The 13,510-nt window shown below is 57.3% G+C and carries 13 protein-coding genes, 2 tRNA genes and 1 pseudogene; 8 read left to right on the top strand and 8 right to left on the bottom strand.

Going from position 1 to position 13,510, the window contains the following annotated elements; genetic code table 11:
• Positions 1-2 precede the first annotated feature (2 nt).
• Positions 3-515: a potassium channel family protein gene (locus tag AC2FLU_RS05675; RefSeq protein ID WP_209505145.1), complete on the bottom strand. Its 513-nt coding sequence runs from the start codon at positions 513-515 to the stop codon at positions 3-5.
• A 65-nt stretch (positions 516-580) separates the two neighbouring features.
• Entirely contained in the window at positions 581-1,486 is a 906-nt protein-coding gene (gene trhO, locus AC2FLU_RS05670) for an oxygen-dependent tRNA uridine(34) hydroxylase TrhO (RefSeq protein WP_480474312.1), read from the bottom strand.
• Positions 1,487-1,583: 97 nt separating this feature from the next.
• Here trhO and pncA point away from each other — a divergent pair, with 97 nt between their 5' ends.
• Positions 1,584-2,177 (top strand): bifunctional nicotinamidase/pyrazinamidase, encoded by a 594-nt coding sequence (gene pncA, locus AC2FLU_RS05665; RefSeq protein ID WP_480518055.1) that lies wholly within the window; start codon positions 1,584-1,586, stop codon positions 2,175-2,177.
• On the opposite strand, the gene AC2FLU_RS05660 is transcribed toward pncA, so the two are convergent.
• The gene (locus AC2FLU_RS05660) at positions 2,174-2,707 is read right to left on the bottom strand and encodes a hypothetical protein (RefSeq protein ID WP_480518057.1); all 534 of its coding nucleotides are present in this window, start codon (positions 2,705-2,707) and stop codon (positions 2,174-2,176) included. The genes pncA and AC2FLU_RS05660 overlap by 4 nt on opposite strands.
• Positions 2,708-2,871: 164 nt before the next feature.
• Between AC2FLU_RS05660 and pncB the strand changes: the two genes are divergently transcribed.
• Positions 2,872-4,164 (top strand): nicotinate phosphoribosyltransferase, encoded by a 1,293-nt coding sequence (pncB, locus tag AC2FLU_RS05655; RefSeq protein WP_480554357.1) that lies wholly within the window; start codon positions 2,872-2,874, stop codon positions 4,162-4,164.
• A 33-nt stretch (positions 4,165-4,197) separates the two neighbouring features.
• On the opposite strand, the pseudogene tnpA reads toward pncB, so the two are convergent.
• Together tnpA and AC2FLU_RS05645 are read right to left on the bottom strand one after the other, a co-directional pair.
• Positions 4,198-4,590: pseudogene (tnpA, locus tag AC2FLU_RS05650) on the bottom strand (IS200/IS605 family transposase).
• Positions 4,591-4,780: 190 nt separating this feature from the next.
• Positions 4,781-4,856 (bottom strand) — tRNA-Thr (locus AC2FLU_RS05645).
• Positions 4,857-5,094: 238 nt separating this feature from the next.
• On the opposite strand from AC2FLU_RS05645, the gene AC2FLU_RS05640 reads away from it, so the two are divergent.
• From AC2FLU_RS05640 to arsJ, 3 genes are read left to right on the top strand one after another with little or no spacing between them, the layout of a single operon-like run.
• The gene (locus tag AC2FLU_RS05640) at positions 5,095-5,928 is read left to right on the top strand and encodes an arsenate reductase/protein-tyrosine-phosphatase family protein (protein WP_496811903.1); all 834 of its coding nucleotides are present in this window, start codon (positions 5,095-5,097) and stop codon (positions 5,926-5,928) included.
• Positions 5,925-6,923 (top strand): ArsJ-associated glyceraldehyde-3-phosphate dehydrogenase, encoded by a 999-nt coding sequence (locus tag AC2FLU_RS05635; protein ID WP_480554353.1) that lies wholly within the window; start codon positions 5,925-5,927, stop codon positions 6,921-6,923. The genes AC2FLU_RS05640 and AC2FLU_RS05635 overlap by 4 nt, the downstream gene beginning before the upstream one ends.
• Positions 6,920-8,185, top strand: coding sequence for an organoarsenical effux MFS transporter ArsJ (arsJ, locus tag AC2FLU_RS05630; RefSeq protein ID WP_496808943.1), 1,266 nt, complete (start codon positions 6,920-6,922; stop codon positions 8,183-8,185). Before AC2FLU_RS05635 ends, arsJ begins: the two co-directional genes overlap by 4 nt.
• A 200-nt stretch (positions 8,186-8,385) precedes the next feature.
• Here arsJ and AC2FLU_RS05625 read toward each other — a convergent pair.
• Positions 8,386-8,462: transfer RNA gene (locus AC2FLU_RS05625), tRNA-Arg, on the bottom strand.
• 115 nt (positions 8,463-8,577) lie between these two features.
• Here AC2FLU_RS05625 and AC2FLU_RS05620 point away from each other — a divergent pair.
• Both AC2FLU_RS05620 and AC2FLU_RS05615 read left to right on the top strand, forming a co-directional pair.
• Positions 8,578-9,603 carry a LacI family DNA-binding transcriptional regulator gene (locus tag AC2FLU_RS05620; RefSeq protein WP_267366879.1) on the top strand — a complete coding sequence of 342 codons (1,026 nt, stop codon included), beginning with the start codon at positions 8,578-8,580 and terminating at the stop codon, positions 9,601-9,603.
• Positions 9,600-10,811: a winged helix-turn-helix domain-containing protein gene (locus AC2FLU_RS05615; protein WP_496808944.1), complete on the top strand. Its 1,212-nt coding sequence runs from the start codon at positions 9,600-9,602 to the stop codon at positions 10,809-10,811. Before AC2FLU_RS05620 ends, AC2FLU_RS05615 begins: the two co-directional genes overlap by 4 nt.
• A gap of 3 nt (positions 10,812-10,814) precedes the next feature.
• Here the strand turns inward: AC2FLU_RS05615 and AC2FLU_RS05610 are convergent, their stop codons facing one another.
• Both AC2FLU_RS05610 and hpaR read right to left on the bottom strand, forming a co-directional pair.
• Entirely contained in the window at positions 10,815-11,513 is a 699-nt protein-coding gene (locus AC2FLU_RS05610) for a fumarylacetoacetate hydrolase family protein (RefSeq protein WP_496808977.1), read from the bottom strand.
• A 602-nt stretch (positions 11,514-12,115) separates the two neighbouring features.
• Positions 12,116-12,550 carry a homoprotocatechuate degradation operon regulator HpaR gene (gene hpaR, locus AC2FLU_RS05605; RefSeq protein ID WP_480494048.1) on the bottom strand — a complete coding sequence of 145 codons (435 nt, stop codon included), beginning with the start codon at positions 12,548-12,550 and terminating at the stop codon, positions 12,116-12,118.
• 189 nt (positions 12,551-12,739) lie between these two features.
• Here hpaR and AC2FLU_RS05600 point away from each other — a divergent pair, with 189 nt between their 5' ends.
• A complete protein-coding gene (locus AC2FLU_RS05600) occupies positions 12,740-13,510 on the top strand; it encodes an HpcH/HpaI aldolase family protein (protein ID WP_480518138.1) in 771 nt (256 codons plus the stop codon).

The following is a 13,510-nucleotide window of genomic DNA, read 5'->3' as shown; positions in this document are numbered from 1 at the left end:
CCTTATTTTGGGTCTTCTGGCGCATGATTGCGGGTATAAAGCGCAACCGCAGCCGCAACAAACATACCCAGCAGAATGTAACCGGTCACAGCCTCGGACACGGCAAGCCCGCGGCACAGGCCGGTCGGGGACATGTCGCCATACCCGACCGTGGTGAAGGTGACATATGAAAAATACAGGACATCCCCCGGACCCTGCGCCCCGACCACACAATTATCGTTGTACCCAAAAGCTCCGTAGACGGCGGCAAACAGGAACGGGACGACCTGGATGAATGACACACCCATCAGGAACAAAAGCCGCCGCGGCGATGTAACCTGGGTCATGTAATACCAGGATTGCGACACCAGCCAGATCAGCAGGCCAACCGACGCGATTGTTCCGATCATGTCACCCGCAGCGGTTTCGTTAAGACGCGATAGCCCGAACCAGGCAAGAAAACTTGTCAGAACCAGCCCCAATGCAGCAATCAGGGTCGATTTCCATTCTTCCAGAGTTGTGGGTTTGCGGTGCATGAACACCCTCTCAGCCTAGTCTGACGGTGATCATCCGACCTAAAGCAAGGGCCTGCAACCCGCTTTCAGTCCTGCCGCAAATGCGGCTCGCCCCGCTTGCGCGCAAGCACTATCTGCTTTTGCCGTTCACGAAAGCGCATCTTGTCAGCCTCGGAGGTCTCGTCGATGCATTGGTGACAGGACACGCCATGTTCATATTCGGGGCGTTTCATATCCTCGGGCAGGATCGGGCGACGGCAGCCATGGCACAGCTTGTGCGGCCCTTCAACAAGGCCGTGGCCAACCGAGACGCGGTTGTCGAACACAAAGCAGTCACCCTGCCACGAGCTGTCTTCGGATGGCATCTCTTCAAGATAGCGCAGGATACCACCTTTGAGGTGATAGACATCCTCGACCCCCTGCCCCAGCAGGTAATTGGTGGACTTCTCGCACCGGATACCGCCGGTGCAGAACATGGCAACGCGCTTGTTGTGAAAGCGATCTTTGTTCGCCTCCCACCAGGCCGGAAATTCGCGGAAACTGGCTGTTTCAGGGTCTATTGCGCCTTCAAACGTGCCGATCGCCACTTCGTAGTCATTGCGGGTGTCGATCACCACGACATCGTCCGAACGGATCAGATCGTTCCAGTCCTGCGGATCGACATAGTTGCCGACACGGGCGCGCGGATCGACATCCGGCTGACCCATGGTCACAATCTCTTTCTTCAGCCGCACTTTCATCTTGCCGAAAGGCGGATGGTCCGAGGACGCCTCTTTCCACTCCAGATCCGAGCAACCGGGCAGAGCCCGGATATGCGCAAGAACCGCATCGATCCCGGCGCGTGGGCCTGCGATGGTGCCATTGATGCCTTCTTGCGCCAGCAACAGCGTTCCCGTGACGGACTGCGCGCGGCACAGATCAAGCAACGGTTCGCGCAGCGCGACAGGGTCCGGGAATCGGGTAAAGTGATAGAGGGCAGCGATCGTGTACATATGCGCGATCTACCCTCGCAAACCCGGAGTCGCAAGGGATTGCATTGACGCCCCGCGCCCAGCCCCCTACCGATAAGGCAGTTATACGGAGGCCGCCATGACCCATGCCCTGCTTGTCATTGATGTCCAGAACGACTTTTGCCCCGGCGGTGCCTTGGCAGTGGCCGGAGGAGATGAAATCGTCGCGCCGATCAACGCCATGATGGAGGAGTTTGACGCCGTGATCCTGACGCAGGACTGGCATCCGGCGGGGCATTCTTCGTTCGCCAGCTCGCACAATGGCAAAAGCCCGTTGGAGTTGATCGACATGCCCTATGGCCCGCAGGTGCTGTGGCCGGACCATTGCGTTCAGGGCTCAAAAGGTGCCGCGTTTCACCCCGAGTTGCGCACCGATGGCGATTTGATCCTGCGCAAGGGGTTTCGCAGTGGCATCGACAGCTACTCGGCGTTTTTCGAAAACGACCATCAGACGCCAACAGGCCTGAAAGGCTATCTTGAAACCCGAGGCATCACCCGTTTGACACTGGTTGGATTGGCGACCGATTTCTGCGTTCACTATTCGGCTGTAGACGCTGCCCGGTTGGGATTTGATGTCACAGTCCGGATGGATGCCTGCCGCGCGATTGACATGGACGGATCGCTGGCTGCCGCACAACAGGCCATGCGCGATGCCGGTGTTACGCTGGCCTAAGGTGTCGCCCCGGCAGCTGCCAGCAACTTGATCGTCACAAACAGAATAACGGCCAGCCCGAACGCCAGCCCGATACGCCCCGAAATAGAACGCCGACGTGCCGAAACGGGCTGCTGTGGCGGTGGCGGCGGTTTGCGCACCTGACGCGTACGCACGATCCCGGCCATGGGCTGTGCCATCCGTATGTAATGCAGAAAGTCCCACAGGTTGAACTCGCCGCAATACTCACCCTGAACGCCGCGCGATTTTATGTTCTCAAACAGAGAACGCAGAATCCTGACCCGGTCCACCTGATCTTCGGCCGGAAACACACCGGGCACGATGCCGCTGTTCCGCGACTCGAGGCTGAACCCCGCATCCAGGAAAATCTTGCGGATTTTCGGCGATGTTCCCCGTAGCGCATCGGCTGTTCTGATGTCGCGAAACACCGCACACACCTGGCGTTCCACATCAGAGGCTGACCCCAGCTTTTCGGGGTCGAAATCGTTCAGTGCTACATTAACAATGTCAAAATCGTACTCGAGACCCATTCACAAACTCAGTTTCGTCTTACCATCCCCTTTTCTCACTAACCGGCGAAGACACTGCACAATAAGCCCGTAATGTGACGTCATGCTGGCATTGTCACCAAATCAGCGACTCTTGCCATTCCCGAAATCGATTGATCTAACTACGGAAATCGCAGGAGTTCCCCATGGTCGACATCGCGACCCGTGTCTACAATCATAAATGGAAGATTGACCCGATTGTCCGGTCTTTAATCGACACAGACTTCTACAAACTGCTGATGTGCCAGTCAGTGTTTCGAAACAAGCCCCAAACAAACGTGGTGTTTTCCCTGATCAACCGGTCGAATCACGTGCCTTTGGCCCGTTTGATTGATGAAGGCGAGTTGCGGGAACAGCTGGATCATATCCGCTCGCTTAATCTCAGCCGGGGGGAAAGCACCTGGCTGCGGGGCAACATGTTCTATGGAAAGCGCCAGATGTTCCGTTCCGATTTCATGGAATGGTTCGAGAATATGCGCCTGCCGCCTTACCACCTTGAATGCAAAGGCGATCAGTACGAACTGACCTTCGAAGGCAAATGGCACGAGGTCATGTTGTGGGAAATTCCGGCGCTGGCGGTATTGATGGAATTGCGGTCGCGCGCGGTGCTGAACGACATGCGCCGGTTTGCGCTACAGGTGCTTTATGCCCGCGCGATGACCCGCGTGTGGGAAAAGATCGAGAAGCTGAGTACGATCAACGGTTTGGGCATCGCGGATTTTGGCACGCGGCGACGGCATTCCTTCCTGTGGCAGGACTGGTGTGTGCAGGCGATGATAGAAGGGCTCGGCCCCGCGTTTACTGGGACATCGAACTGCCTGATCGCGATGCGGCGTGAGGTTGAGGCCATCGGCACCAACGCGCATGAGCTGCCGATGGTCTATTCCGCGTTGGCCGACACCGATGCCGAACTGGCGCAGGCCCCTTATGACGTTCTCAGCGATTGGCACGACGAACATGACGGCAATCTGCGCATCATCCTGCCCGATACCTACGGCACCAAGGGCTTTCTGGACAACGCGCCCGACTGGCTGGCGGGCTGGACCGGTATTCGTATCGACAGCGGCGACCCGGCTACCGCCGCCGAGGTGGCCATCGACTGGTGGAAAGCGCGCGGAGAGGACCCGACCCAAAAACGGATCATTTTCTCGGACGGGTTGGACGTAGGCAGTATTCAGGAATTGCATGCACAGTTTGCGGACCGCACCAAAGTATCTTTCGGCTGGGGTACCTTGCTGACCAACGATTTCCGCGGACTGGTCCCTCATGACGCGCTGGCACCGTTCTCACTGGTCTGCAAAGCCGTATCCGCAAACGGACGCCCGACGGTAAAGCTGTCGGACAATCCGGAAAAGGCAATGGGCCCTGCGGATCAGATCGAGCGATACAAACGGGTGTTCGGCGTGGGCGCACAGGAAGCGATCAAAGTGATTGTCTGAGCTAAGGCATAATACCAAACACTTACCCTCAATTCATATAATGTTAGGACTGAACGACCACCGACTGGCGTCGGTAGGATCGGCGATATGGTTTTCGAGGTATTGCAGCACGATGTCTTCGGTGATGGCACCGTTGGTGGTTGAGAAATACCTCCTGCCCCAGAACCGGCGACCCCAGTAGCGGCTGCGCAGGGCGGGAAGTTCCCGTTGCACCTTGTGAGACGAACGGCCCTTCATCTTGCGCACCGGACCCGAGATGGCAATCTTCGGCGGCACCGACACGAACAAATGCACGGGATTGCTCGACAACACCCCGCGCAAGATGTCGACCTCGTTCTCGTGGCAGACCCAACGGATGATGGCGCGCACCCGCAAGCGCACCGCACCGGTCAGCACCTAGTAGCGATACTTGGTCGACCAGACGATATGGTAGCAGTGATAGAAAACACAGTGCTTGCCAGTGTCATACTACATGACCTTACCCTCTGGAAAATGAGCCTTCGAACCGGCTGCGGCTCATTTTCCAGAGGGTAAGATCATAACACGATTCTCCGCGCTGAAGCAGGTCCGACTGGAGGTCGGAGGGTTTACTCCAATGAGTGGATACTGAAACTTGTGGTGCCGCTGAAGGGACTCGAACCCCCGACCCCATCATTACGAATGACGTGCTCTACCAGCTGAGCTACAGCGGCGCCTTGAGTCATCCGGAACTGGCCTCTACCGGATGAGATGGCCCATTTAAACTGTCAGCCTAAAGCCTGCAAGACCAGTTATGTCCGTTCGGGCCTTTCCCCCCTTTTCACCAGAGGTTGTCGTCGACGTATTGGGCCAATGATCAATCCAATGGGGCGAGCTTCCAGTTTGTGAAATTTTTGTAACGACGCATGAGTAGTTTTGACTCTAAGTTTATTATTCTATATTTCATGAAATATGATGGAAGAGATAACCGACCAGCTGGCCATCCTTGGCCACCCGCAACGTATCACCGTATTTCGCATGTTGATGCGACGGTATCCTGACACTGTTCCAGCGGGGGAACTGGCGTCGGAACTGGGGATCAAGTCCAGCACCTTGTCGAACTATCTCAACGCGTTGCAGCGATCCGGGCTGGTCAAGCAGGAACGATCCGGGACGTCACTGCTCTATTCGATTGAGATGAAGAACGTGCAGCACATGTTCGATTTCCTGCTCGTGGATTGCTGCCGTGGCCGACCCGATCTTTGCATGCCCTTGGCCAAAGGGCGCGAAACCATGGCTGACCGAAAGTTCAATGTGTTGTTCATTTGCGTGGGTAATTCTGCCCGGTCGATCTTTGCCGAATCCCTTTTGCGGGATATCGGCGGGAATCGGTTCAATGTGTATTCGGCCGGCATACGACCGTTTTCCGAACTCAACCCGTTTGCAATTCGGGTTCTGCAAGACAAGGGGCATGATACATCGGCGCTCCGCTCCAAGAATGTATCCGAGTTCTCGCGACCGGGCGCACCTGAAATGGATTTCGTCTTTACGGTCTGCAATCAGGCTGCGAACGAAGAATGCCCCGCGTGGGAAGGCCAGCCGATCAGCGGTCACTGGGGCATGGCGGATCCGGTCAAGGCAGAAGGCACCGATGCCGAGAAAAGCCTGGCCTTTCAAAACGCGTACGGCGCGCTGAAGCGTCGGGTTCAAGCCTTTACATCGCTGCCGGTTGAAAGCCTGGATCGGATCGCACTGCAATCCGCCGTTGATGAAATCGCGCGGTCGCCACTTGAGGATGCGCCATGACGACTTACGCTGTGAACGGCCTTGGCCGAATGGGGAAACTGGCCCTGAAGCCCTTGTTGGAACGGGGCGCAAAGATTGCCTGGATCAACGATGCCTTCGGCGACCCCCAGATGCACGCGCATCTGTTGGAGTTCGACACGGTACACGGGCGTTGGGATGCAGAATTCAGCTTTGATGCCGACAGCATCACTGTGAATGGAACCCGCCTGCCGTTCATCGGCACGAAAGACCTGAACACCCTGCCGCTGGATGGCGTTGATGTCGTGATCGACTGTACGGGCGTGTTCAAGACCGAGGCCAAGCTGGCCCCATATTTTGATGCCGGGGTAAAGAAAGTCGTCGTCTCTGCCCCGGTCAAAGACGGCCCGACGGCAAATATCGTTGTTGGAGTGAATGAAAGCACATATGACCCCGCGACCCATAAAATTGTGACAGCGGCCTCTTGCACAACGAATTGCCTGGCGCCGGTGGTCAAGGTGATCCACGAGAATCTGGGTATCCGCCACGGGTCGATGACTACGATCCATGACGTGACCAACACGCAAACAATCGTTGATCGGCCCGCAAAGGACTTGCGGCGCGCACGGTCGGCCCTCAACTCACTGATCCCGACGACCACCGGTTCGGCCACCGCCATCACACTGATCTATCCGGAACTCAAGGAGCGTCTGAACGGTCACGCCGTCAGGGTGCCGCTTTTGAACGCCTCGCTGACCGATTGCGTATTCGAAGTTGAGCGGGCCACCACGGTTGACGAGGTCAACGCCCTCTTTAAAGCGGCGGCTGAGGGTGACCTGAAGGATATTCTGGGTTATGAAACCCGCCCTCTGGTATCTACCGATTACACCAATGACAAACGCTCCTCGATTGTCGATGCGCCCTCGACCATGGTGACAAACGGGACACAGGTGAAAATCTATGCGTGGTACGACAATGAGATGGGCTATGCGCACCGCTTGGTGGATGTGGCGCTGATGGTCGGGTCCTCGCTGTGACCCAGCGGCCCGAAGGACTGTCGGCTTATGTCGCGGTCACGGCGGCTTATTGGGCCTTCATGCTGACTGACGGGGCGCTCAGGATGTTGGTGCTGCTGCACTTTCACACCATGGGATTCTCACCGGTTCAGCTGGCCTATCTGTTTGTGCTTTATGAGATTGCTGGGATCGTCACCAACCTGGCCGCAGGCTGGATTGCCGCCCGGTTCGGGTTGACGTCCACCCTTCATGCAGGATTGGGGCTGCAGGTGGTGGCGTTGCTTGCCATGACACAGCTTGATCCGCACTGGACCGTTACCGCCTCGGTCAGCTTTGTGATGATGGTACAGGGGGCAAGCGGAGTGGCCAAGGATCTGGCCAAGATGTCGTCGAAATCATCAGTCAAATTACTGGCCCCGGCCGAGGGCGGAGGGTTGTTTCGGTGGGTCGCTGCGCTGACCGGATCAAAAAATGCCGTCAAAGGGCTGGGTTTCCTGTTGGGCGCGGCCATGCTGGCCACGTTGGGATTCATGGCGGCAATCCTGGTCATGGCGGCGGTTCTGGCACTGATCCTGTTCGCAGTTATCCTGTTCATGCCAGCGGGCCTGCCGAAGGGGCGAAAAGGGGCGAAATTCTCGGAAGTATTGTCAAAATCCGCCAATGTGAACTGGCTGTCCGCGGCGCGGGTCTTTCTGTTCGGTGCGCGCGATGTCTGGTTCGTGGTCGGCATCCCGATCTATTTCTACGCCGTCCTGTCGGATGGCACCGAGGACGGCAACCGTTCCGCGTTCTTCATGATCGGAACATTCATGGCGGTGTGGGTCATCCTCTATGGCGCAGTGCAGGCCTACGCGCCAAAGATCCTTCGTGCGGCGGATCGAACCGAAGGCGATTTGATCCGCGCGGCGCGCAGTTGGGCGAGTGCCCTTTTCTGCGTTCCTGCGACTCTAACATTGGCCATTTCGCTGTCACATGGGCCTGAAACCTGGCTAACCACAACGCTTGTGGCTGGGCTGCTGATCTTCGGAGCAATCTTTGCGGTGAATTCATCGCTGCATTCCTATCTGATCCTGGCTTTCACCCGGTCCGAACGTGTGACAATGGATGTCGGATTTTATTACATGGCAAATGCAACAGGACGGCTGATCGGCACGGTTCTATCAGGCCTGACCTACCAGATCGGAGGATTGCCACTGGTCCTCGGGACCGCGACCGTGATGGTGGCCCTTGCTGCGTTGACTTCAGGCAAACTGACGGATCAAACCTCCGAAGCACTGACGTGACCATTTCGAACGATATCTCACGGACTGGATCGCTCTTGCCATGATCGGTGGCGTTCTGATCAGAGGGGCTGCGCAAGGTTATTGAAGAACGATTAGCGAGAATTTTATATGTTTCGGCATATGACCTCGCAAAGCTTAGCAAATCATGACGGCGCCACTGGCCGCGGAAACCCGGTATCTGTTAAACAATACGGTATTTTTGGTGACCCCGGCAGGATTCGAACCTGCAACCTGCCCCTTAGGAGGGGGCTGCTCTATCCAGTTGAGCCACGGGGCCGTGTCAGGCTCTCTGTAACCGGGATTTTCCGGGTTGTCATCGCCTTTGCACAATTGTTGTACACGCCGACCTGTTCACGCTACCATCGGACAAAACAACAACGCAGGTGCCTCCCGTGAACAGTGAAACCAAACGCCCGCTTACCCTTCGTGATGTGTCCGAGGCTTCCGGAGTATCCGAGATGACGGTAAGCCGGGTTCTGCGTAACCGGGGGGATGTGTCTGACGCCACCCGCACCCGCGTTCTGGCCGCCGCCAAGGAGCTTGGCTATGTCCCCAACAAGATCGCGGGCGCATTGGCGTCCAGCCGGGTTAATCTGATCGCGGTGATCATCCCTTCGCTTTCGAATATGGTCTTCCCCGAGGTGATGACAGGAATCAATCAGGTGTTGGAAGACACCGAATTGCAACCGGTGGTCGGGGTAACCGATTATCTGCCCGAAAAAGAGGAGAAAGTGCTGTACGAGATGCTCTCGTGGCGGCCTTCCGGCGTGATCATTGCGGGGCTTGAACATACCGAGGCCGCGCGAGCCATGCTAGATTCGGCAGGTATTCCGGTGGTCGAGATCATGGACACGGATGGCAAGCCGGTGGATGCGATGGTGGGGATCTCACACCGCCGCGCGGGGCGCGAAATGGCACAGGCAATCCTGAAGGCCGGGTATCAGCATATCGGTTTCATGGGCACCAAGATGCCGCTGGATCACCGCGCACGGAAGCGGTTCGAGGGCTTTACCGAAGTTCTTGGCAAGCACGGGATCGAGATCGAGGATCGCGAGTTCTATTCCGGTGGATCGGCCCTGGCCAAAGGGCGCGAGATGACCCAGGCCATGCTGGAACGCTCACCCGAGCTGGATTTCCTGTATTACTCGAACGATATGATCGGGGCCGGTGGCCTGCTGTACCTGCTGGAACAGGGTATCGATATTCCGGGACAGATCGGCCTGGCCGGGTTCAACAATGTCGAGCTTTTGCAGGGCTTGCCCCGAAAACTCGCGACGATGGACGCCTGTCGTCTGGAAATCGGCCGTCAAGCCGCCCAGATCATCGCCGAACGTCTGGAAAATCCTGATACCGAGATCGAGACACGCGTTACTCTGACCCCCACGATCAGTTATGGTGACACGCTGAAACGGCGATGAACACATCCCTGAAAAGGCTCGACAACCGGACGGCCCGGGCGATCTTCATGGACCGGCACGTATTGGGTGAACAACCCTCAGGCTCGGCCAAAGGTTCCGCGCTTCTGGATCTGATCCACCGGCTTGGATTTGTTCAGCTTGATAGCATCAACACCGTTGCCCGTGCCCATGACATGATCCTGTTCTCGCGCAGGCCCGCCTATCGCAGCGCCGACCTAAAAAGGCTCTATGAAAGGGATAACGCGCTTTTCGAGCATTGGACGCACGATGCGGCGGTGATTCCGATGAAATTCTATCAGCATTGGCATCTGCGCTTTCAGCGGGATGCGGATATGTTGAAGGCGCGGTGGAAGAACTGGCGGCGGGATGGGTTCGAACAGCAGTTTGACACAGTCCTGCAACACATCCGCGACCATGGGGCGGTGTCGTCCTCGGATGTTGGCAAGGATGAAAAGAAGGGTTCGGGCGGGTGGTGGGACTGGCACCCATCGAAAACCGCGTTGGAGTATCTGTGGCGCTCGGGTGCCCTGACCGTCGTCGGTCGGGATGGGTTCCAGAAACGCTATGATCTGACAGAGCGCGTGATTGAAACACAGCTCTGCCCCGGAAACACGCCCTGTGATGCCGAAGCGACCGTGGATTGGCTGTGCAACGCCGCATTGGACCGGCTTGGATTTGCAACATCCGGAGAGTTGGCGGCTTTCTGGGACACCGTCAGCGCGGCTGAGGCAAAAGACTGGTGCGCGGCGTCGCTGGAAAGTGGCGATATTGAAGAAATCGAGGTCACCTGTGCCGATGGGTGCCTGCGCAAGACATACGCCCGCCCAAACCTGATGACCGAAGTACCGCAACCACCAGGCCGCATTCGCGTGCTCAGCCCGTTTGACCCCATGCTGCGCGACCGCCGCCGGGCCGAGCGGCTGTTCGGCTTTCGCTACCGCATCGAGGTTTTCGTCCCCGAGGCCAAACGAACCTATGGATACTACGTTTTTCCGCTGCTCGAGGGCGACCGTATGATTGGCCGTATCGATATGAAAGCCCACCGCGATCGTGACCTGCTGCACGTCAAAGCGCTCTGGCCCGAGCGCGGTGTGCGCTGGTCAGATGCCCGTACCCGACGCCTGAACGCCGAGCTGGACCGGGTGCGGAGACTGGCCGGTGTTGAAAATGTGACTTTCGCCAAGGACTGGCTGAAAGACCCTAAATAGGGTCTATTCTGCGTCGGACAGGGACAATTTGATCGGTTCCAGCCCATCAATCTCACCTGTCAGAACATCCCCTGCAACGACTGGACCAACGCCAGCCGGCGTACCGGTCAGGATTAGGTCACCGGGGCGCAGGTGGTAAAAGCCGGACAGGTGCATGACAATCTCGTCGATCTTCCAGATCAGCTCCTCCAGGGTCGCGTTCTGGCGCAACTCTCCGTTTACGCTTAGCTGAATGCGTTTGTCATCCTCCGGGGTCCAGTCGGCAGCTGGTGTCAACGGGGCAAAGACCGCTCCGTTTTCGACGTCCTTTCCCAGATCCCAGGGCCGCTGCTTGTTGCGCTCGCGGATTTGCAGATCACGGCGCGTCATATCCAGGGCGCAGCCATAGGCAAAAACGGCTTCCCACGCCTGCGCACTGGTGGCGCGAAACACGGGTTTTCCAATGGCCAATGCCAATTCCATCTCATGGTGGTAATTCTCGGTCCCGGCAGGATAAGGAACCGTCGCACCTGAGAGTACGGCGTTCGGGGCGGATTTAGTGAAATAGAAAGGTGCCTCGCGATCCACCTCATTCCCCATTTCTGCGGCATGGGCAGCATAATTTCGACCGACACAGAAGATCCGTCCAATGGGATATCCGGCCGCCGCGCCGACAACGGGGATGGTGATCGGGTCCGGAAGCGAAAACAGGCTGTTTGGCATGATAATCCCTGAAGGTTGCGTAACTGCCATATTACGTCTGCCAAACCCGCCAGCAAGCCCGGAAAACACGCTGTATTTCGCCAATCTCGAGGAGGTGTTTCAGCGTGAAACGGCTCAATTCTGACCTGAATGACTGACGCCGTGTCAAAAATTGGTTTCATCAGTTTTTATGGTCTCACCAGTACACAAACAGATCGAAACAACTCTTGGCTCAGTCAAAAGCCGGGCTAAATCCTCAGGTAGTCAGGCCCGTGCCGATTTCGGTGCGGCGTCAAAATTCAGAACAGCAGCTTTGGTAAAGCATTCCACCAAAGTGACGTCGACAAACCATACGCTGACCCATTTACCGATCGGCAACTGCCTAAACCAGTTTCGGAGAGTATAGGTGCTAGGCCCCTCCCCCATGGGCCAAAAAGACCCTGTTCAGAGCCACATTTCAGGCTTTTCGTATACTCCGAAGCACAGGCCGGACCGTCAGGTTTGACGTAACCGGTCTTGGGCCAGGCACCAACGACCAGTCCGGGTCTGGCCGCCCCGTCGGAGACTCCCCCTACAGTTTCCGGCGGGGTCACTGCCAACGACATCGGATACAGTGCCAATAATCAGGAGTCGAGGTCCTTCAACTCGTTCAGCAGATCCAGCAGTAACTCATGCTTGTCCGGTCCAAGCTGAGATCGAATACGTTCCGCCTGGGCCGTGCTTGCAGCCAGATTGGCACGAATGATCTGAACCCCTTTTGTATTGATCTCAACAACCTGACGCCGTCGGTCAGCCGGATGGCTGCGCCGCGTGATCAGTCCACGGTTCTCCAACTTCTGAAGAATGCGCGTCAGGCTTGGCAGCAACAGGCAGGCGCGATCGGCGATGTGGGTCGGCTCTTGTGGGCCTTCTTCGTTCAACACCCGCAACACCCGCCACTGCTGTTCCGTGACGCCAGCGTCAGCCAGCATTGCTCGAATGGGTCCCATAACCTTTTCCCGCGCCCGCAAAAGCGCAATGGGCAAAGATCGCGACGTCAGAGGGAGATCGTCGGTCATAAGAAAATTATCACCGAAATCCGGGATATAAGCAAGCAACCCGACACGCAGCAGCAGCGCCCTCACCCGAATTTGCACCGTCATGCGGGCCGATTTCGGGCTGGACAATTCAAAACGACCGTTGAAGATGCCATCGACATCCGCTTCTTGTCCTTCTCACCCCCTGCGGTCGAAATATGAGGTTTCAGCATGGCAGCCCCACAAAACGCATTCAAACAGGCTCTAATACAGGGCAAACTGCAGGTTGGCTGCTGGATGAGCTTTGCTGAATCCGTCACCGCCGAGATCATGGGAACCGCGGGTTTCGATTGGCTGGTGATCGATGGTGAACACGCACCAAATGATATCCGCTCGATCCGGGATCAGCTGACAGCTTTGGCCAGCAGCGCATCTCATCCCGTTGTGCGGGTTCCTGTCGGAGAGACCTGGCTGATCAAGATGGTTCTGGATGCTGGCGCCCAAACAGTACTGGTTCCGATTGTCGAAAGCGCCGCTCAGGCGCAGGACTTGGTCCGTGCCTGCCGTTATCCGCCGGACGGGGTGCGGGGTGTTGGTGCAGCGGCATCGCGCGCCACGATGTATGGGTCGACAAGCGACTATATCCAGACCGCAGATCAGGAAATCTGCCTGTTGTTGCAGGTGGAAACCCGCGCCGGATTGGCCGCGTTGGATGATATTCTTCAAGTCGAAGGTGTGGATGGCGTTTTCATTGGCCCTGCTGATCTGTCAACCGACATGGGGTACAAGGGCAACAGCGCCGCACCCGAGGTGCGCGAGGTCATCGCGGACGCCCTGGCCCGGATCAAGGCCGCAGGCAGAGCGCCGGGCATCCTTGCCACCAATGACGAAGCACGTCAGACCTATCTGGACATGGGCGCACAATTTCTGGCGGTCGGCATAGATGTGATGCTGCTGGCGCAAGCGGCTCGTGCGCTGGCCGCGCAATGGAAACCATCCTAA

Source organism: Ruegeria sp. SAZD013, assembly GCF_059612525.1.
The sequence above is the reverse complement of the archived record's forward strand: the minus strand, read 5'-3'. Positions and strand labels throughout refer to the sequence as shown.